Source organism: Mesorhizobium carmichaelinearum (assembly GCF_900199455.1).
GTDB lineage: Bacteria > Pseudomonadota > Alphaproteobacteria > Rhizobiales > Rhizobiaceae > Mesorhizobium > Mesorhizobium carmichaelinearum.
This window is the reverse complement of sequence record NZ_FZQR01000004.1, coordinates 389,557-409,539: the sequence shown is the minus strand read 5'-3', so window position 1 is coordinate 409,539 and position 19,983 is coordinate 389,557. Positions and strand designations below refer to the sequence as shown.

The window sequence follows — 19,983 nt, the reverse complement described above, 5'->3', positions numbered from 1 at the left end:
TTAAAGTTTTACGTATCCCGCGGAATGCATGTTTTCTTTACCCCCCTGTGTCATTACGATACGAGGGGTCCATTTTCAGCCTCCTGCGCGGGGTACGACAAAGACAATTATAAGCCCGCGGCAGCTAGTACAGGGTAGCGAAGGCATGGCAAAGAAACCAACGACGACGACGAGAAATCTCGACAGCGACGTGGCCAGGGAACTGGAAAAGGCGCTCGATCTCGACCTCAGCAGCGATGTCGGCAGCGGCGATCTCGATATCGCGGCTTCGATGGAAGATCTGGAAGCGCAGATATCTCAAGCCGCCGACGAACTGGCCCGCGAGGGACGCAGCCAGAAGCCGGCCCCCGCCGCCAATCAGGCCCCCATTGCCAATCAGTCCGCGCCAAAGGCCAAGCCCGCCGAACTGCGCCCCGTCGAGACACGCAATGGCAATGGCACGCAGCCCGCGGGCTTTGCGCCGGCCAATGACGATCGTCAGAAAGATTACAAGACACTCCTGCACAGCCTCAACAGGCGCGCCTCCAACACCGTCTACTGGATCGTTGCCTTTGTCTCGCTGGCCTGGATCGCGGGCGCCGGCGGGCTGGCCAACCTGCTGTTCGGACCGAGCATCTGGCGGATCCGCACACTCGACCAGTTCCTTGCCCGTCCCGAGTTGATTGGCCTCGCCATCGCGGCGATCGTACCGATCATCCTGTTTTGGGCCTTCGCGGCCATGATTCGCCGCGCCCAGGACATGCGCATTGCCGCCCAGTCGATGACGGAAGTGGCCTTCCGCCTGACCGAGCCGGAAAACATGGCGCAGGATCGTGTGATGATGATCGGCCAGGCCGTTCGCCGCGAGGTGGCGGCCATGGGCGAAGGCATCGAACGCACGCTTGCCCGTGCCGTCGAGCTGGAAACGCTGGTCCACAGCGAAGTCAACCAGATCGAACGCTCCTATTCGGAAAACGAAACCCGCATCCGTTCACTGGTCGACGGGCTCGGCAGCGAGCGCGAGGCGGTCGTCACCCATGCCGAGCGCGTCCGCGCCTCGATTTCAGGGGCGCATGAGACGCTCAGGGATGAAATCGGCGCTGCCAGCGACATCATCCGCGATTCGATCCTCAACGCCTCGACCAAGCTGTCGATGACGATCACCAATTCCGGCGACACGCTGATCGACCGCATCAATGAAAGCTCGATGTCGATCTTCGATTCGGTCGAAGGCCGGCTCGACCGTATCACCGACAGGCTTTCGACCTCCGGCGAGGCCTTCGCCAGTCTGCTCGACACGCGCATTGCCAAGCTGACGGACACGACGGACGGCCTGACCCGGTCGCTGACCGATCTGCTCGACGATCGCACCACCGGCATGGTGTCGCTGCTGGGCGGTGCCGCGCGCACCCTCAATTCGGAATTCGAAGCCAGCCTCAACGGCATCGAGCGCACGCTCGCCGAACGCGGCCAGGCGCTGATCAGCGAGTTCCAGACCCGCGCCGAAGCGCTGGACACCGGTACCCAGAAGTTGAACGCCGCGCTCGAGGCCCGCGCCCGCCAGATCAACGAAACGCTGGTCGAGCGCGCCCGCGAGATCGCCCACACCTTCGCCGAAAGCAAGGACACGCTGGCCGCGATGATCGATCAGGGCAAGATCCAGATCGGCGCCGACATGGCCGACATCGTCACCTCGACGTCGAGCATGCTGGAGGCCCGCGCCAGCGACTTTGCCGGGCGCATGGAAGCGGCACGTCATGTCGTCTCGCGTTCCTTCGATAGCGACATCCAGCGGCTTGCCGACGCCCGCGTCGGCATCGAGGAAGCCGTCGAAAACCACAGCCGCAAGCTCTCCGAAAGCCGCGAGCGCATGGCCGCCGCCATGGAGGCGGATCTGGAGAAATTCGCCGAAGGCCGCGCCGGCATCGATGCCGCGGTGACCAACCAGGTGCAGAAGCTGGCCGAAGGCCGCAGCCTGATCGCGCGCGCTCTCGAAGAGGATCTGCGCAAGGTCAATGAATCGCGTGCTGCCATCGACGCGTCGCTGGGCAGCCACCTCGAAAGGCTGGAAGAGGGCCGCAGCCGGCTCTCGCTGGCTCTCAACGAAGACTCTGGAAAACTCGTGCAAGCTCGTACGATCATTGATGAAATGGTCGCCGGCCACGTTGGAAAGCTCGCCGAAGGCCGCAACATCCTGTCGCGCGCCCTGGAAGCCGACCTCGGCAAACTGTCCGACAGCCGCGCCAGCATTGACGGGCTGGTCGCCGGTCAGGTCGAGAAGATCGCCGAGGGCCGTGCGGTGCTCGCCAAGGCCCTGGAAAACGATATTGCCGGCATCAAGAGCCTGATCGAGGCGCATTCGGCAAAGCTGGTGGAAGACCGCAGCCAGCTCGGCCGTTCGCTCGAGAGCGATCTCTCGGGCATCAGGGGCCTGCTTGACGATCATTCGGGACGGCTTGCCAACGACCGCAGCCTGCTGTCGCAGACGCTCGAAGCCGACCTTGCCAAGCTCGCCGAAAGCCGCTCGAGCATTGATGGCCTCGTCGCCGGCCAGGTCGAGAAGCTGGCCGAGGGCCGCGACATTCTCAAGCGCGCGCTGGAATCGGATCTCAACACCATCAAGGGCGTCATATCGAGCCAGTCGGAAAAACTGGCGGAGGACCGCGGACAGCTTTCGCGGGTTCTGGAAGCCGACCTGCAGAATGTGAACAGCGTCATCGCCGACCACATGAACAGGCTGGTTCAGGATCGTTCGACCCTGTCGAAAGCTCTTGAGGACGATCTCGCCAAGCTGGCCGACAGCCGTTCCAGCATCGACGGCCTCGTCGCCGGCCAGGTGGAAAAACTGGCCGAAGGCCGCGACATCCTCAAGCGCGCCCTGGAAGCCGACCTCAACACGATCAGGAGCACCGTTGCCGACCAGTCGCAGAAGCTGGTCGACGACCGCGCGCAGTTCGCCCAGGCGCTCGAAGCCGATCTCGAAACAGTCAACGGGTTGGTCAACAGCCACTCTGAGCGACTTGTTCAAGACCGTTCGACACTGTCGAAAGCGCTGGAAGTCGACCTCGGAAACGTCAGCGGGTTGGTGAACAGCCACGCCGAAAGACTCGTCCAGGACCGCTCGACACTTTCCAAGGCATTGGAAGACGACCTCGCCAAACTGGCCGAAGGCCGGTCGAGCATTGACGGGCTGGTTTCCGGCCAGGTCGAGAAGCTCGCTGAAGGCCGAGATATCCTCAAGCGAGCTTTGGAAGCCGACCTCAACACGATCAGAGGTGCAGTTGCCGACCAGTCGCAGAAGCTTGTCGATGACCGTGCACAGTTCGCGCGAACCCTGGAAGCCGACCTTGAGAGCGTCAGCGGCCTGGTGAACAGCCATGCGGAAAGGCTCGTCCAGGACCGTTCTACTCTGTCGAAGGCCCTCGAGGACGATCTTGCCAAGCTGGCCGAGAGCCGTTCGAGCATCGACGGCCTGGTGGCCGGCCAGGTCGAGAAACTGGCCGAAGGCCGCGACGTGCTCAAACGCGCTCTCGAAGCGGATCTCGCCAAACTCGCCGAAAGCCGCTCCAGCATCGACGGCCTCGTCGCCGGCCAGGTCGAGAAGCTGGCCGAAGGCCGCGACATTCTCAAGCGCGCCCTCGAAGCCGACCTGCGGATGCTGACCGAAAGCCGCGGCGATATCGACGGTATCATCGCCGGCCATGTCGGCCAGCTGGCCGAAGGCCGCAACATGCTGAGCCGCGCGCTGGAAGACGATCTCGGCAAACTTGCCGAGACCCGCAAGGACGTCGACCGTTCGCTGTCCGGCCACATCGATCAGATCGCTGCCCGGAGCACCGACATTTCGGCCGCGATCGCCGCCGATGTGGACAAGATCGAGCAGGCGTTCAGCCGCCAGACCGGCATCATCGAGGAACGCGCCGGAACCATGGAGCGCGCGCTGTCGACCGGCGTCGACAACGTCCGCAGCGTGCTAGAGAAGAGCGCGGTCTTCGTCGCCGGCGCCCTGCGCGAAAAGGTCATGGAGGTCACCAGCACGCTGCATGAGCAGGCCGGCGCGGCCTTCAGTGACGCCGATCGCAAGATTGCCGAGCGCGCCGAGCAGACCTCCGCCGCCCTTCTGGCGCGGGCCGAAGACATCGCCCGCACCTTCGAGGAAGCCGACCGTCGCCTCCACGCCCGTGCGGAAGATACGTCGAACGCCTTGCTGGCCCGTGCCGACGACACCTCCAGCTCGCTGCTGGCCCGTGCCCATGAAACCGCCGATCAGCTGGCCGCCCGAGCCGGCGAGATCGCCGGTACCTTCGACATGGCGGACCAAAAGCTCGCCGCCCGCGCCCAGGCAACCACCGACCAGTTGGCGGCCCGGGCTCAGGATACCGCGGATCATCTCGCCGCCCGTGCAAACGAGATCGCCGGGGCCTTTGACGCGGCCGACCAGAAACTGGTTGCCCGCGCCGTCGAGACAGCACAGTCGCTGGCCGCCCGCGCCGGCGACATCCTGCGCAACTTCGAAAGCGCCGACCAGCGGCTCGGCGTGCGCATCGGCGAATCGGCCGAAGCGCTGGCCGCCCGCGCGTCGGACCTTGGCCGCATCTTCGATGCCGCCGATCAGCAATTGGTCTCGCGTATCGCGGAAGGTTCGGACGCGCTGTCCAACCGTGCGTCGGAAATCGGCCGCATCTTCGACGAGGCCGACCAGCGCCTGGTCGCGCGCATCGCCGACAGCTCTTCGACGATCGGCGAGCATGCGCAGACCATCGTCGGTGCTTTCGCCAACACCGAGCAGCGGGTCGCTGACCGTGCGCGCCAGACCGGCCAGGAGATGGCCGTGCATGCCCGCGAAATCGAGCAGGCACTTGCCGGTGCCGACGAGCGTCTTGCAACGAGCGCGGCGGCCGCGGCCGCCCGTGTCGAGGAGCAGATCGCCAGTGTCGAGAACCGCCTCGCCTTCACCACCGAGACGATGGGCCAGAGGCTCAACGAGCAGGTGTCGAGCGCCGAGGCGCAGCTCGTCTCGCGCGCCAATGTGATCGCCGAGACCTTCACCGCTGTTGGCCAGCATATCGGCCAGAGCACCAACGATGCCGCCAAGACGATCGGCGCCAACACCCGCGAACTCAACACCATGCTCGCGGCGCGCTCCGCCGAAATGTCTAAAATCCTCGACGAGACCGCGCGGCCGCTGGTCGAGCGTTTTGCCCAGGGCGGCTCGGAACTGCAAAAGAGCATGGAAGAGGTCACCGAACGCGCCACGGAGAAGTTGCGCAGCGAAAATGCAGCCTTGGTCAACGCGCTCGCCAGCCGCACCGCCGAGACCTTGTCGGCGGTCGAAGGCGCCCGCTCGTCGCTGTCGGACAGCGTTGCCGATCTGATCGGCCGCATGACCAACTCCAGCTCGCAGCTCGGCCAGCTGATCGAGCAGGCCGCGGTCAACCTCGGCCAGGTCGACGAACGCCTGACCGGCAGCACGCAGAGCTTCGCGGCCACCACCGAAAAGGCGGCTCAGACCTTCGCCAGCTCGGCGCGTCTGGTCGATTCGAACACCACGAGGCTGACGGAACTGTCTTCGTCGACCTTGCGCGAAGTGGCCTCGATCGCCACCAAGTTCGATGAACACAGCCGTCTGCTGGCCAGCGCCTCGGACCTGTTGAGCTCGGCCCAGAGCAACCTCGAACACACGCTGGAAAGGCAGTCGTCGCTCGAAGATCTCGCAGTCGGCCTGGTCAAGAAGTCGGAAGATCTCGAAAGGGTCATGCGCTCGTTCGAGAACCTCGTCGGCCAGACGCTGCAGAACGCCGAAGGCAAGACGATGGAATCGGCCGACAAGATCCGCAACGCCATCACCGATGTCGTCGATTCCGCCACCAAGCGCTTCGCCGATGCCACCGATGAGATGCGGCGCACCGCGAGCTCGATCAAGAGCGAACTCGACCTGACCCGCGCCGAGCTCAAGAAGGGCGTCATCGAGATGCCGGAAGAGGCAAAGGAATCGACCTCCGCCATCCGCCGCGCCGTTTCGGAGCAGATCAACGCCCTGAAGGAGCTTTCGGACATCGTTGCGAAGTCCGGTCGCGGCGGCGGCGATGCCGCTGAGCCACGCCCGCTGCGCCCGGCGCCGCAAGCGCCGGCGGCACGTCCTGCCGAGCCGCCGCGTCGCGCGCCGGCACCGCAGCCGGAGCTTCGCACGCCCCAGGCGCCGCTGGGTGGCGCAGCACTTCGCGGCACGCTCGATCTCGAGCGTCCGGCCGAGGCGGCACCGCGCCAGCGTCCTGACGCCGGCGCCCGCACGCCGCAGGGCGGCTGGGTGCGTGATCTCCTGACCGCGGCATCGAACGATGCGGATCTCAGGCCGGCAGCACCACCTTCGGCGCCCGCGGAAGCACCGCGCGCGGCCCCTGCCCAGCGCTCGCCGCTGCATGTTGTGGAATCACTGAACTCGCTGTCCGTCGATATTGCGCGGGCGATCGACCACGATGCTTCGATCGAGCTGTGGAACCGCTATCGGCGCGGCGAGCGGGACGTGTTCACGCGCCGGCTCTACACGCTGAAGGGTCAGCAGACCTTCGACGAAATCCGCCGCAAGTATCAGGGAGAGGCCGAGTTCCGCGCCGCTGTCGACCGTTACTGCGACGACTTCGAAAAGCTGCTCAAGGATGTCTCGCGCAACGACCGCGACAACATCATGGCGCAGACCTACCTGACGTCGGATACCGGCAAGGTCTACACCATGCTGGCCCACGCCAGCGGGCGGTTGCACTGAGCGGCCGATACGGAAGAACAAAAAGGCGGGCCATGGCCCGCCTTTTTCATGTGTGGCAGATGGAATTCAAACGATCCCGGTGGTCCAACAGGTTGAGAATTCGATCATGCCGGCCTTGCCAGAATCTACGCCCATTCCTTTGCCTGACAGTGGTCCTGACAGGTCGGGGATTTCGCAAAGCCTCGCGGGTTCGAGCCCAAGCCGGGATCGTCGCCAACGCGAAGTGAGGGCTTTCTTCTCACTCACCCCCTCCGGCCCATTTGTTGGGAAAGGGATGCCCCTCCCCAGTCTGCAACAAGTCCTTCAAACTGGCCATATAAACCGCCCAACTCAAAGAATAGTATGGAAAGCCCTCGGCGATTTCGCGCCAGCCGTAGTGGCGAAGTTGCAACGCAGTCCGCTCACCCTGCGGGATGATCTTGAACTCAACCTCGGTTTCAGCCCAGTCCGACAGAGGCCCACCGACAGAGCGCCAGAGCACTAGTCTGTCAGGCGCGAGTTCGAGCACACGCATCGTCATCGACGCAGTCGGTGCAAACCAAAACTGCAGCTCGCCGCCGATAACGGATTCACCGCGCGTGTCGGGTATCCACCACGAAGCCAACCGCTGCGGCGTAGTGATCGCTTCGTAAATCGCTGCCGGGGTCGCCTTGATTCGAATTTCATGCCAGATTTGAGCTTCAGCCACTGCACTCTCCTTGTTCAGTTTCGTCGGGGAGCTTCGCCGACTCCCACCTTCGATCGATGGTCAAAGACGTGATCGATAGCCCACCCGTGGTGAAAGTGCGGAGACAGCAAGCGCCCCCCCTCAGATCGGTGGTCTTTCGGCCTTTCAGGGGGGAGCGGTCCGGCAGGCGGGCGGTGGTATTGAGATGCATCGGTCTCAATTCGAGCTAGGTGCGAGCAAACAATCTTCGTTGCAATTCACCTTTGAAAGGCTACCCTTAGGTACGGTTGCAAATCAAACGAAGATAATTCGGAAAATGACGCAATTGACCGGGCTTGACCGAACAGATTTCGCTTTGATGGCGCTTCTGCAAGAAGACGCTTGGCTATCGACAAAAGAGCTTGCGGCTTCCGTAGGTCTTGCGCCCTCGTCGGTGCATGAGCGCCTGAAGCGCTTGCGTTCAATAGGAGTTTTGCACGGCGCGCATGCTCACATAGACTCAGCCAAGGTTGGCTTCGAGGTCGAAGCTCTGTTGATGATCGAGATGGCAAAGCACGATCGGGATCTGGTAGACGAAGTCCTTCATAAACTTTCGGCGATTCCGGAAGTCCGTTCCGTCTATGTTATTAGCGGTCGGTTTGATCTGGTTGTTCATGTCGTGGCAAAGAACATTCGTGCCCTCAAAGATCTAGCGCTAGATCGGCTTACGAGAGGCATGGGTATTTCAAAAATAGAAACTTCTATTATTTTTGAATCTCGCCGCCATTGGGGCCTGCCAATTCCTTCTGAATAGGTGGAGCGTTCAAGGAACATCGGCGCCGGAGTTATGCCGCTGGCACGCGATCAGCCACGTGACCTTCTACAAGTGGCGTCAAGCAGCTGCCGTCAGATCACCGAGTCTGTCCAGCGCACGATGTCCTTTGCCGCCTGGCCGAACGCGCTGTCGAGCGCGCCGACATAGGCAGGGTTGCCACTGCCCGAAACCGGTGCGGATGCCGTAAAGCTCTTGGAAGCGCGCACTTCGCCGTTGCGGTCGTTGAGGATGCGCACGAACAGGTCGACCTCGGCGTGCTCGCCGCCGTCGACACTCACTTCGAAGGACCGGATCTCGACGATCACCTGGTAGTCGATCGCCAGGCCCTCGCCCGGCTTGCCGACGCCGGCAAAGCTGCCCGAGCGCTGGAAGGTCTCGGCCAGCCGCGCCTGTACGATCAGCGGCAGGCGGTCGGCCCATTGCGCGCCCTTCAGATACTGGATCGAGCGGTCCGACGGCTTGATGACGATGTTCTGGCTGTCCAGTGCCTTGAGCGCCGAAGGCTGGGCGATCAGGATTTGCTTGCGGCTATGACCATGGGCGTCAACCGAAGGCGCCGACAGCTCAAACGTATCGAGCGGCGCAGGCTTGCCGCCCAGTACCGCACAGCCGGCAAGCGATAGCGCAAGCAACGCCGCAGCCGGTGTCAATCCAACCGTTCTCACCCACACCGACTTCACGCGCGATCCCCGTTGTCCCCGGATCGTAAGATCAACCCGCATCCGCAGGTCATGTTCTTGGGGCGCGCCGACGCCGAAGTCAACGCCGCGCCCTGCCATCGAATTGCCGAACCTCGCCGTCGCCACCCGAAAGAATGCGCTGCGGGTTGCGGCTGAGATCGGTGACCGCCTCCTCGATGCGGCTGATCGAGCGCCGGCTGTCCTGCACCAGCGCCTCGACATTCGACAGGCCCTGGCCCGAGAAGCGCGCCAGATTGTCGGTGATGACGCCAAGCCGCGCATTCAGCGTATCGGCAACCTGCTTGAACGACTTCAGCGTATCCCTGGCATCGGCCATCACGCCATCGGCCTGCCCCGATCCAAGCAAGGTATCGACCTTGGCGAGGATGCCGTCGACGCGCACCGAGGCATCGTTGAGCCGCTGCGCCAGCTGCTTGGCGTTCTTGATCGTCTGGTCGATGTCGTCGGCGCGGTTGGCAAATTTTTCGGTCACCACGGCGATGTCGGCGGCGGCCTTGTTGGCGTTTTCGCTGGCTTTCTGGATATTGGCCAGAGCGGCACGCACCTGCGCCGGGTCGACCCCGTCGAGCACGCCATCGACCTTGGCCAGCGTCCCTTGCGTCTGCTTGGCGAAATCATTGACGGACCCGACCGCGGTGTCGACATTCTTGATCACACCGTCGAGTTGTTGCGACGTCTGCTTGAGGTTCGCGGTCACCGTATCGACATTGGCGACGATGCTCTTGATCTTGTCCCTGTCGACCGCAGTGAGAATCCCTTCTGCGGCCTTCAGTGTGCCGTCGAGCTTGCCGGACAAGCCTTTCAGCTCATCGGACAGCGCGCTGACACTGGACAGGAACTTGTCGATGCCGTCGGAATTCTTGGCCAGCGCATCGGAGAACGTCTGCACATTCTGCACGGTCTGCGTCAGCGGCCCGCGGACATCCTTGGTGAAGCCCTCGAGTTCGGTCAGCACCTTGTCGGCACGGGTGAAGATGTTCTGCGCCGTTTGCAGCAGATTGGTCACTGCAGAAGGGTTGGCGATGATCTCCGCGACCTTGCCTTCCTTCTCGGCCTGATCGAGGAGTTTGACCTCCTTGGGGTCGGCGCCCTTGAGTTCGATATTGGCCTGGCCGGTGAGATTGGCAAGGCCGAGATCGGCCTGCGTCGACTTGGTGATCGGGGTCAGCCGGTCGATTTCAGCGTCGGCGATGGCGACCGTCGGATTGTCAAGGTCGAGATAGACGCGCTTGACCACACCGACCTTGACGCCGTTGAACAGCACCAGACTGCCGGGGCCGAGGCCGGAAGCCGAACCCGGAATGCGCACGCGCAGCAACGCGGTCTCGCCCCTGTCACCGATCGCCGCCGTCCAGTAGACGAAGGCGAATGCCGCCAGGATCGCAACCAGCGTGAAAATGCCGACAATGACGTAGTTGGCTCTGGTTTCCATGGCTTCACTTATGGCTATGCACGTGCGGCAAGATCAAGTTGCCGGGCGCGTTTTCCGCGGAAATAGGACTTTACCCACGGCTCCTCGCTCTTCAGCATGTCGTCGATGGTGCCTTCGACCAATACTTTCTTCTTGCCCAGCACCGCCACGTGGTCGCAAGCGGTAAAGAGCGTGTCGAGGTCGTGCGTCACCATATAGACGGTCAAATCCATCGTATCGCGCAGCTTGACTACCAGTTCGTCGAACTCTGCCGCACTGATCGGATCGAGGCCCGACGTCGGCTCGTCGAGAAAGACGATGTCCGGATCGAGTGCCAGGGCGCGCGCAAGCGCGGCGCGCTTGATCATGCCGCCGGAAAGTTCGGAGGGGAATTTCTGCGCCGCATCCGGCGGCAGGCCAACCAATTCGATCTTGAGCAACGCCAACTCATCCATCAACTTTCTTGGCAGGTCGAGATATTCGCGCATCGGCACCTGAACGTTTTCCTGCACGGTCAGGGCCGAAAACAGCGCACCATGCTGGAAGAGCACGCCAAGCCGCATGTCGACGCGAAGGCGTTCCATGTCGCTCGCTTTATCGACATCGACGCCGAACAGCTTGATCGTTCCGGATTGCTTGCGCAGCAGGCCAAGGATGGTGCGCAAAAGCACCGATTTGCCAGCGCCCGAGGCACCGACAAAGCCCAGGATTTCGCCGCGTCTGATATCGAGCGAAAGTTTGTCGAGGATCAGCTTTCCGTCGATGGCAACGGTGACGTCGCGCACCGAAAGGACGATTTCGTTCTCGTCCACTTCCTTCATTTTGATGCTATTGCCCTTCGCCATCTGTCAGAACGCGATCGCTGCATAGAATATGGCGAAAAGCCCATCCAGGATGATGACGACGAAGATCGACTTCACCACCGAGGCTGTCACGTGCTGGCCGAGCGATTCAGCACTGCCGCCGACCTTCATACCTTCGACCGAGGCAATCGTGCCGATGATCATGGCCATGAACGGCGCCTTGATCAGGCCGGCAAAAATGGTGCTGAGGTCGATGGCGACGCGCAGTCGGTCGATAAACGCCGCTGGTGTGATGCCGGAATAAAGCCAGGCAGCGGCCATACCGCCGCCAAGCGCCGCGAAATTGGCAATGATGGTCAGGCAAGGCAACGCGATGACAAGCGCGACCAGGCGCGGAAACACCAGAACGCCGATCGGGTTGAGGCCGATAACCTTCAGCGCGTCGACCTCCTCGCGCATCTTCATCGAGCCGATCTCGGCGGTGATCGCGCTGCCGGAGCGGCCGGCGATCATGATGGCCGTCATCAGCACGCCGAGTTCGCGCAGGATCAGCACGCCGACCAGGTCGACGACAAGGAGGTCGGCACCGAAATAGCTGAGCTGGTAGGCGCCTTGCTGGGCAACGATGGCGCCGACGATCGCCGACATCAGCACCACCACCGGAATAGCGCCGACACCCATGCGGTCGATCTGGTTGAAGATCGCCGCCGGGTTGACGCCGTGACCCCGCCCGAGCTTCATCTGCGCGCCGCGGATGGTGGCGCCAAGGATGTTCATGGAAGCAAGGAAGTCGTCCCGCATCTCGTAGACGCGCCGGCCTACCGCCTCCAGCGCCCGAATGACGATGTTGGGCGGCCGCGCCGGACCGGATTCGGGCTCGCGCCGGACGGCCTCGCTGACGGCGTCGAGCAGGATGGAAGCGATCTCGCTTTGGCCTTGCATCCGGACCTCGACGTTCTTCTTCTCGAAGACGCTGACCAGCCGGTCGATCAGCCAGGCGCCGGCGGTGTCGATCTTCTCGATATGCGAAAGATCCAGCGCCAAGGTCTTGAAACCGCTTCGTTTCTCGATTTTGCGCATGTCGGCGTCGATCACCGCCACGGTCCGTGTCGTCCAGATTCCGGAAAACGCACAGCCGAGAACGCCATCTTCCTCGCCGACCGCCACGCGCGGTTGGTGGTCAGCCTCCGAGGCGGTGGTGCCGCTTGCGTCGCGCTTGCCGATGGTCAACATGGCGTCCTGTTTAGCCTGATGGGTCCGACCTTGTCGATTTGCCGACGACCCTTCTGGCACAGCCGGAGCAGAAAAATATGGCGCGTGTCATTTCGGTTGAGGCCGAGCGTTTTCCAATCGCCGGCACCTTCACCATTTCGCGCGGCTCCAAGACCGAGGCCGAGGTCATCACCTGCACGATCAGCCAGGACGGTCATAGTGGTCGCGGCGAATGCGTTCCCTACAAGCGCTATGGCGAAACCATGGACGGCGTGCATGCCGCGATCGAGGCGATGCGTGAGCGGATCGCCGGCGGTATCGACCGGACCGCCCTGCTCGACGCAATGCCGGCGGGAGCCGCGCGCAACGCCGTCGACTGCGCGCTGTGGGATCTTGAAGCCAAGATCAGCGGCAAGCCGGTGGCGAACGCAATCTGGCCGGCTCCGCTGCGTCCGCTCGAAACCGCCTACACGCTGTCGCTGGCCGAACCCGAGGCGATGGCGGCGCAGGCCCGCGCCAACGCTGGCCGGGCACTGTTGAAGGTCAAGATCGGCGGCGACAACGACATCGCCCGGATTCGCGCAGTGACGGAAGCCGCGCCTCAGAGCCGAATCATCCTTGATGCCAATGAGGGCTGGACTGACGACAACATAGTCGCAAACCTCGCTTTTGCCGCGGAGCAAGGCATTGCGCTCGTGGAACAGCCCCTGCCCGCCGGCCGGGACGAAATCCTGCGCCACATCGCGCATCCAGTGCCGATCTGCGCCGATGAAAGCGTGCATGAGGCGAAGAACCTGGAAACGCTGGTCGGCCTCTACGACGCCGTCAACATCAAGCTCGACAAGTCGGGTGGCCTGACGGCAGCGCTCATGCTGCGTGACCGCGCCCGGGAACTCGGTTTCGGCATCATGGTCGGCTGCATGGTCGGCACATCGCTGGCGATGGCGCCGGCGGTCCTGCTCGCCCAGGACGCCGATTTCGTCGACCTCGACGGTCCGCTGCTACTTGCCCGCGACCGTGTGCCGGGTCTCGCCTACCAGGGTTCGCTCGTCTCCCCGCCGGACCGGGCGCTTTGGGGCTGAGCGCGCGGCAAGCCCGATCAGCACGAGGCCGACGATCGCGATCGGGATCATCACCAGGAAACCATCGACGCCGAGACGGTCATAGAGCGGGCCGGAAGCCAGCGTAACGGCGGCCATGAAGAAGCCGTTGAAGAAATAGGCGATGCCTTGCGCGGCGCCCGTGCGCTCTTCGGAGACGGTCTCGGCGATCATTCTCTGCAGGCCGATGAGCACCATCGCGACAGACACCGAATGCAGCGACTGCACGGCGAAGAAGCCGGGGATGCCAAGGCCGAGCTGCCATACCAGGGGAAAGATGATCCAGCGCACGATCGAACCGATGCCGGCGATCACCATCACCTTGACGACCGACACGGAGGCGAAAATGCGATTGAAAAACAAAAACATGCAGACTTCGGACACGACGCCCCAGGCCCACAGCAGGCCGACGACGGAATCGCTGATGCCGATCGATTTCCAGTAGATGGAAACGAAGCCGTAGAGGAAGGCGTGGCTGGCGGTGATGATGCCGACGCCAAAGGTGAAGTAGAGGAAATAGGCATTGAACAGGCTCGGCGCCGCATGCTGGATTTCCGCCGCCGACAGCGGTGAGGCCTTGCGCGGCCGCCCCATGCGCGGCGCCAGCAGCCCGGCGACGAGCGCCGCGCCAAGGGCAAGGAATATGATCACCGGAACGGCCTGGGGACCGGTGGCCGCCAGGATGAAGCCACCCGCAACATTGGCGCAGAGATAGCAGATCGAACCCCATTTGCGCATGCTTGCGTAGTTCGAGCCGAAGCGGCGCACGCCCGAAAGCGCCAGCGAATCGGCGATCGGCGAATGCGGCGTCCAGACAATGGTCAGCGCCAGCGACACCGCCAGCACCATCGCGTAGGTCGGCGTGAGGAAATAACCCGCCGAGAGCAACAGCGAGGCTGCCACCAGCGCGACATAGACATTGGCGCGGTCTCTCGCCCGATCGGCGAGCGTCGTCAGCAGCGGTGTCGTCACCACGCGCAGGAACATCGGCGCCGCCAGGATGACCGCGATCTGCTCGGCGTGAAACCCTTTGGCCTGCAGCCAGAGCGGGAAATAGGGCAGATGCGTGCCGAGCGATATGAACAGCGTGCCGAAAATCAGGCTCATGCGCAGCTCGAAATGGCGCGGCTTGACAAGTTGTTCGGGCGAAAGCGGCGGCAGGGACATGAATCGATCCAATTACGCCGCGTACGATCGGCCGGCGACGTAGATCGATCCCTTAACATGGCGGAAAACCAGACGAAACCGGCTGGACTAATCGATTAACGCTTAAAGCGGTCGCAACCTTCGCATCAGGCCGCCTGCCCGACCCGATCCTCGATGAGCATCGGGATGAAAGGTTCGTCAAACGACTCCGGCAGCACCTGCGCCCAGGTCAGGATTTCCATCCGGCCATCGAAGTGCTCGACCACGGCCGTGCAGCTTTCCACCCAGTCGCCGGTGTTGATGTACTGGACATCGCCGAAATTCTCGATGGCGGCATGGTGGATATGGCCGCAGATGATGCCGTCGACATGCGAGCGGCGCGCTTCTTCCGCAAGCATGGTCTGGAACGAGCCGATGAAGTTCACTGCTTTCTTGACGTTGACCTTGGCCCAGGACGAGAACGACCAGTAAGGCAGGCCGAGCAATTGGCGCAGCCGCGTCACCACGCGGTTGACGATCATCGCGGCGTCATAGGCGTGGTCGCCGAGATAGGCGAGCCAGCGCGCGTTGTGCACCACCGTGTCGAACTGGTCGCCATGGATGACGAGCAGGCGCTTGCCGTCGGCTGTTTCATGGATGGCGCGGTCGGCAACGACGATGCCGCCGAAATGCACGCCCTGGAACTGGCGGGCGAATTCGTCGTGGTTGCCGGCGATATAGGTAATCGAGGCGCCCTTGCGTGCCTTGCGCAGCAATTTCTGCACGACGTCATTGTGGCTTTGCGGCCAGTGCCAGCTGCGCCGCAGCCGCCAGCCATCGACGATGTCACCGACCAGATAGATGATGTCGGCGTCGTGGTAGCGCAGGAAATCGATCAGGAAGTCGGCCTTCGCCGCCTTCGAGCCGAGATGGACGTCGGAAATGAACATGCTGCGGAAAGTGCGGGGCTCTTGGCCTGACATCGCGATTTCACCCTTGCTTTCGAGCAGCCTATGCCCCGATTCATGCAACAACCGTATGACGGTTGCGATTGGTCCAGCCTAAGGACTAGCTTGCCGGGCAAATCACAGGAGAAATCGTCATGGATCTCGGTATCCGCGGGAAGAAGGCCATCGTCTGCGCTTCGAGCAAGGGGCTTGGAAAAGGCTGCGCCATGGCGCTGGCCGAGGCCGGTTGCGATATCGTCGTCAACGGCCGCAATGCCGAACTGGTGGCGAAAACCGCTGCCGAGCTGCGCCAGCGTTACGGCGTGACGGTGACGGAAGTCGCCGGCGACGTTTCGAAGCCGGAAGTGCAGAAGGCGCTGCTCGCAGCCTGCCCGGAACCCGATATCCTGGTCAACAACAATGGCGGCCCGCCGCTGCGCGATTTCCGCGAACTCGATCGCGCAAAAATCCTCGAAGGCGTCACCCAGAACATGGTGACGCCGATCGAGCTGGTGCAGGCCGTCCTCGACGGCATGGCCAAGCGCGGGTTTGGCCGCATCGTCAACATCACCTCGCTGTCGGTCTATGTCCCCATCCCCGGCCTCGACCTGTCGTCGGGCGCGCGCGCCGGCCTGACCTCGTTCCTCGCCGGCGTGGCGCGAACGGTGATCGACCGCAACGTCACCATCAACAGCCTTCTGCCCGGCAAGCTCGACACCGACCGTCTGCGCGGCCCGCATGAGGCTGGCACTGTCGAGGACCCCGCAGCGGCCGCGGCACGCAAGACCCGTATCAGCGCCGATGTGCCGGCCAAGCGGCTCGGCACGCCAGAGGAATTCGGCCAGATCTGCGCCTTCCTGTGCTCGGTCCATGCCGGCTATCTCACGGGCCAGAACATACCGGTCGATGGTGGTCTCTATGTCAGCGCCTTCTGATCGAAAGGTCCGTGACGCAGCACTGACTCATCTGGCATGAAACAGCCGTAAGCATCTGACATCTCGTGATTTTTGACGCGCCGGCACTTAAAGCTGGCGGCGCGTCAATTAGCGTCGCGAAAAACCTTGGCCGCATGCTAAAAGGACTCTCGAAGCAGGTTTCGAGGGAGCGGCCGCATGGAAGGCGAGAACAAGAAAACGGCACGTTCGGACCTCGACGAAGCCGCGCTCTACTTCCACAAGCACCCGACACCGGGAAAGCTCGAGATCCAGGCGACCAAGCCGCTCGGCAACCAGCGCGACCTGGCGCTCGCCTATTCGCCCGGCGTGGCCGCCCCTTGTCTTGAGATTCGCGACAATCCGGCGACCGCCGCCGACTACACGGCGCGCGCCAACCTGGTCGGCGTCGTCTCCAACGGCTCGGCCGTGCTCGGCCTCGGCAATATCGGCCCGTTGGCCTCCAAGCCGGTCATGGAAGGCAAGGCGGTGCTGTTCAAGAAGTTCGCCGGCATCGACGTCTTCGACATCGAGATCGACGCGCCGGGGATCGAGCGCATGGTCGAGACGATCTCGGCGCTGGAGCCGACCTTTGGCGGCATCAACCTCGAGGACATCAAGGCGCCTGAATGTTTTGAGGTCGAGGAACAGCTCAAGGCGCGTATGAAGATACCGGTGTTCCACGACGACCAGCACGGCACCGCCATCATCGTCGCTGCCGCCGTGCTCAACGGACTGGAATTCGCCGGCAAGACCATTTCGGACATCAAGGTCGTCACCTCCGGCGCCGGCGCGGCCGCCCTTGCCTGCCTCAACCTGCTGGTCTCGCTCGGCGTGCGTATCGAAAACATCTGGGTCACCGACCGTTTCGGCGTCGCCTACAAGGGCCGCACCGAAGAGATGGATCGCTGGAAAGACCCCTATGTGAAGGACACGGATGCGCGCACACTGGCCGACGTCATCCCGGGCGCCGACGTCTTCCTAGGCTTGTCGGCCGCCGGCGTGCTCAAGCCGGAACTGCTGCAGCACATGGCGCCGAAGCCGCTGATCCTGGCGCTGGCCAACCCCAATCCCGAGATCATGCCGGAAGTGGCGCGCGCTGCGCGTCCCGATGCCATGATCTGCACAGGTCGGTCCGATTTTCCCAATCAGGTCAACAACGTCCTGTGCTTCCCCTACATCTTCCGCGGCGCACTTGATTGCGGCGCCAGCGCCATCAACGAAGAGATGAAGATGGCTGCCGTGCGGGCCATCGCCGCCCTCGCCCGCGAAGAGCCTTCGGACGTCGCCGCACGCGCCTATTCGGGCGAGACGCCGATCTTCGGACCCGAATTCCTGATCCCGTCGCCCTTCGATCCCCGGCTCATCCTGCGCATCGCGCCGGCCGTCGCCAAGGCAGCCTGCGACACTGGTGTGGCGACACGGCCGATCACCGATTTCGCAGCCTATATCGACAAGCTCAACCGTTTCGTCTTCCGTTCTGGCCTGGTGATGAAGCCGGTGTTCTCTTCGGCCAAGGCATCGAGCGCCAAGCGCGTCATCTATGCCGACGGCGAGGATGAGCGCGTGCTGCGCGCCGCCCAGGTGGTGCTCGAGGAAGGCATCGCCGAGCCGATCCTGATCGGCCGTCCGCACGTCATCGAGGTCAGGCTGAAGCGCTACGGCCTGCGCATAAAGCCGGGCGTCGATTTCGGCCTGATCAACCCGGAAGACGATCCGCGCTACCGCCACTATGTCGATCTGCTGATCGAACTCGCCGGACGGCGCGGCGTCACGACCGAGGCCGCGCGCACCATGGTGCGCACCGACAATACGGTGATCGCGGCACTTGCCCTGAAGCGCGGCGATGCCGACGCCATGGTCTGCGGCCTTGAGGGCCGTTTCGAGCGGCATTTGCGCAACGTGACGCTGATCATTGGTCCTCGCGCGGGCATCAAGGACTATGACTTGTCGACGCTGTCCATGCTGATTTCGCAGCGCGGCATCATCTTCCTCACCGACACGCACGTCTCCGTCGACCCGACAGCCGAGGAGATCGCCGAGATGACCGTGCTGGCGGCCGAGGAAATCCAGCGCTTCGGCATCGAGCCAAAGGCGGCCCTTCTGTCGCATTCGGATTTCGGCTCGCGCGATTCACCAAGCGCGCTGAAGATGCGGCAGGCGGCGGCGATCCTGGCGCGCATCGCGCCGGAGCTGCAGTGCGACGGCGAAATGCATGCCGATTCCGCGCTGTCCGAACATCTGCGCCAGCGCGTTTATCCACATTCGCGGCTGAAGGGCGAAGCCAATCTTCTGGTGTTCCCGAACCTCGATTCGGCCAACATCACGCTGACGGCGTTGCGCGCCATGATGGATGCGCTGCATGTCGGGCCGATCCTGCTCGGCACCGACAAGCCGGCGCACATACTGACGCCCTCGGTCACCTCACGCGGTGTCGTCAACATGACGGCGCTGGCCGTGGTCGAGGCCGCGCACAAGGCGCAAGCGATCGCCCATCTGGACTAAGCCGGCTCCAGCAGGGTCGGTCTGGCCTGCAGGGCGGCTTCCCTCATGCGCCGACAACCACCTCGTTCCAAAAACCGGGGTGTTGCCGGCCAGCAACTTGCGATTGCGGAAATTCGACCCTGGCCGGAAGCGGATTTCACAGGGAAAGCCGACCTGATATGGTTGCGCATCTGATTTGACGGCGAGGACGTCATGAAGGGCCTGTTGCTCGCATCCGCATTGTTGTCGCTGATGAGCGGACAAGCTCTGGCCGCGGATGCCATCAGTGCCGATCCCGCAATCGTCCACGACTGGTCCGGCGTCTACGTCGGCGGGCAGATTGGCTATGGTTTCGGAAGGACCGATGCGGCTTACAACTTGCCGAACACCCCGACCATCCGGGGTTCGCAGGATTACGATACCGATGGTTTCCTGGGCGGCGTCCAGTTCGGCTACAACTACCAGATCAACTCCACCGTTCTCGGCGTCGAAGCCGATTTTTCCGGAGCCGACATCAAGGGCGACTCCGACGAGATCCATGTCGGCGCAGGCGACACTTACGACACCAAAGTGGACTGGTTTGGAACGCTGCGCGCCAGGGCCGGCTATGCGTTCGATCGTACCCTGATCTACGGCACCGGTGGGTTGGCGTTTGGCAGCGTCGAAAACCGGTATCTCGACGGTCCCCTGGACAGCTTTTCCGAGAAGAACACCAAGGTCGGCTGGACCGTTGGCGCCGGACTCGAGCAAGCGATCACGGACCATTGGTCGGCAAAGTTCGAATATCAGTATGTCGATCTGCGGGACCAGACCATCGACTATGCCCCGAACTCCAACACCACGTTCGACAACACGTTCAACGCCGTCAAGATCGGCATGAACTACAAGTTCTGACAACCAGCCGAAGCGGTCTATCCATTGTTACTCGGCGGATTGAACCCGCCCAATGCCGCGACCAAAGGGCTGTCGGCCAACCACCGGATAGCATCCGAAATAGACGATTAACCGCGAACGGGGTAGCTTGGCGACCACTGGCAAGCGGGAT

13 protein-coding genes are annotated in these 19,983 nt (G+C 63.0%); 6 read left to right on the top strand and 7 right to left on the bottom strand.

Going from position 1 to position 19,983, the window contains the following annotated elements:
• The first annotated feature begins 145 nt into the window (after positions 1–145).
• Complete coding sequence (locus CKW40_RS11780) at positions 146–6,742, top strand: kinesin (RefSeq protein WP_095200059.1); 6,597 nt, start codon at positions 146–148, stop codon at positions 6,740–6,742.
• A gap of 238 nt (positions 6,743–6,980) precedes the next feature.
• On the opposite strand, the gene CKW40_RS11775 is transcribed toward CKW40_RS11780, so the two are convergent.
• Positions 6,981–7,430, bottom strand: a complete 450-nt coding sequence (locus CKW40_RS11775) for an SRPBCC family protein (protein ID WP_179297929.1) — start codon at positions 7,428–7,430, stop codon at positions 6,981–6,983.
• Positions 7,431–7,725: 295 nt separating this feature from the next.
• Between CKW40_RS11775 and CKW40_RS11770 the strand changes: the two genes are divergently transcribed.
• Positions 7,726–8,202 (top strand): Lrp/AsnC family transcriptional regulator, encoded by a 477-nt coding sequence (locus tag CKW40_RS11770; protein WP_179297928.1) that lies wholly within the window; start codon positions 7,726–7,728, stop codon positions 8,200–8,202.
• Positions 8,203–8,294: 92 nt separating this feature from the next.
• On the opposite strand, the gene CKW40_RS11765 is transcribed toward CKW40_RS11770, so the two are convergent.
• From CKW40_RS11765 to CKW40_RS11750, 4 genes are read right to left on the bottom strand one after another with little or no spacing between them, the layout of a single operon-like run.
• Positions 8,295–8,945 carry an ABC-type transport auxiliary lipoprotein family protein gene (locus tag CKW40_RS11765; RefSeq protein WP_179297927.1) on the bottom strand — a complete coding sequence of 217 codons (651 nt, stop codon included), beginning with the start codon at positions 8,943–8,945 and terminating at the stop codon, positions 8,295–8,297.
• Between the two features lie 37 nt (positions 8,946–8,982).
• Positions 8,983–10,356 carry an MlaD family protein gene (locus CKW40_RS11760; protein ID WP_095200055.1) on the bottom strand — a complete coding sequence of 458 codons (1,374 nt, stop codon included), beginning with the start codon at positions 10,354–10,356 and terminating at the stop codon, positions 8,983–8,985.
• 14 nt (positions 10,357–10,370) lie between these two features.
• Positions 10,371–11,180, bottom strand: a complete 810-nt coding sequence (locus tag CKW40_RS11755) for an ABC transporter ATP-binding protein (protein WP_095200054.1) — start codon at positions 11,178–11,180, stop codon at positions 10,371–10,373.
• 3 nt (positions 11,181–11,183) lie between these two features.
• Entirely contained in the window at positions 11,184–12,371 is a 1,188-nt protein-coding gene (locus CKW40_RS11750) for an ABC transporter permease (protein WP_095200053.1), read from the bottom strand.
• A 77-nt stretch (positions 12,372–12,448) separates the two neighbouring features.
• Here CKW40_RS11750 and dgcA point away from each other — a divergent pair, with 77 nt between their 5' ends.
• Positions 12,449–13,432: an N-acetyl-D-Glu racemase DgcA gene (dgcA, locus tag CKW40_RS11745; RefSeq protein WP_095200052.1), complete on the top strand. Its 984-nt coding sequence runs from the start codon at positions 12,449–12,451 to the stop codon at positions 13,430–13,432.
• Here dgcA and CKW40_RS11740 read toward each other — a convergent pair.
• Both CKW40_RS11740 and CKW40_RS11735 read right to left on the bottom strand, forming a co-directional pair.
• Positions 13,352–14,617: an MFS transporter gene (locus CKW40_RS11740; protein ID WP_095200051.1), complete on the bottom strand. Its 1,266-nt coding sequence runs from the start codon at positions 14,615–14,617 to the stop codon at positions 13,352–13,354. The genes dgcA and CKW40_RS11740 overlap by 81 nt on opposite strands.
• 125 nt (positions 14,618–14,742) lie before the next feature.
• On the bottom strand, positions 14,743–15,558 hold the full coding sequence (locus CKW40_RS11735; protein ID WP_095200304.1) for a UDP-2,3-diacylglucosamine diphosphatase: 816 nt from the start codon (positions 15,556–15,558) through the stop codon (positions 14,743–14,745).
• 119 nt (positions 15,559–15,677) lie between these two features.
• On the opposite strand from CKW40_RS11735, the gene CKW40_RS11730 reads away from it, so the two are divergent.
• The 3 genes from CKW40_RS11730 (at position 15,678) to CKW40_RS11720 (ending at position 19,832) form a co-directional block, all read left to right on the top strand.
• Positions 15,678–16,457 carry an SDR family oxidoreductase gene (locus CKW40_RS11730; RefSeq protein ID WP_095200050.1) on the top strand — a complete coding sequence of 260 codons (780 nt, stop codon included), beginning with the start codon at positions 15,678–15,680 and terminating at the stop codon, positions 16,455–16,457.
• Between the two features lie 177 nt (positions 16,458–16,634).
• A complete protein-coding gene (locus CKW40_RS11725) occupies positions 16,635–18,959 on the top strand; it encodes an NADP-dependent malic enzyme (protein WP_095200049.1) in 2,325 nt (774 codons plus the stop codon).
• 192 nt (positions 18,960–19,151) lie between these two features.
• Positions 19,152–19,832: an outer membrane protein gene (locus CKW40_RS11720; protein ID WP_095200048.1), complete on the top strand. Its 681-nt coding sequence runs from the start codon at positions 19,152–19,154 to the stop codon at positions 19,830–19,832.
• Positions 19,833–19,983 lie beyond the last annotated feature (151 nt).

Excerpts from the sequence above, each read along its gene's own strand:
- CKW40_RS11780 (WP_095200059.1), top strand. The coding sequence starts at position 146 with ATGGCAAAGAAACCAACGACGACGACGAGAAATCTCGACAGCGACGTG.
- CKW40_RS11770 (WP_179297928.1), top strand. The coding sequence starts at position 7,726 with ATGACGCAATTGACCGGGCTTGACCGAACAGATTTCGCTTTGATGGCG.
- CKW40_RS11765 (WP_179297927.1), bottom strand. The coding sequence starts at position 8,945 with ATGCGGGTTGATCTTACGATCCGGGGACAACGGGGATCGCGCGTGAAG.
- CKW40_RS11760 (WP_095200055.1), bottom strand. The coding sequence starts at position 10,356 with ATGGAAACCAGAGCCAACTACGTCATTGTCGGCATTTTCACGCTGGTT.
- CKW40_RS11755 (WP_095200054.1), bottom strand. The coding sequence starts at position 11,180 with ATGGCGAAGGGCAATAGCATCAAAATGAAGGAAGTGGACGAGAACGAA.
- CKW40_RS11750 (WP_095200053.1), bottom strand. The coding sequence starts at position 12,371 with ATGTTGACCATCGGCAAGCGCGACGCAAGCGGCACCACCGCCTCGGAG.
- dgcA (WP_095200052.1), top strand. The coding sequence starts at position 12,449 with ATGGCGCGTGTCATTTCGGTTGAGGCCGAGCGTTTTCCAATCGCCGGC.
- CKW40_RS11740 (WP_095200051.1), bottom strand. The coding sequence starts at position 14,617 with ATGTCCCTGCCGCCGCTTTCGCCCGAACAACTTGTCAAGCCGCGCCAT.
- CKW40_RS11735 (WP_095200304.1), bottom strand. The coding sequence starts at position 15,558 with ATGTCAGGCCAAGAGCCCCGCACTTTCCGCAGCATGTTCATTTCCGAC.
- CKW40_RS11730 (WP_095200050.1), top strand. The coding sequence starts at position 15,678 with ATGGATCTCGGTATCCGCGGGAAGAAGGCCATCGTCTGCGCTTCGAGC.
- CKW40_RS11725 (WP_095200049.1), top strand. The coding sequence starts at position 16,635 with ATGGAAGGCGAGAACAAGAAAACGGCACGTTCGGACCTCGACGAAGCC.
- CKW40_RS11720 (WP_095200048.1), top strand. The coding sequence starts at position 19,152 with ATGAAGGGCCTGTTGCTCGCATCCGCATTGTTGTCGCTGATGAGCGGA.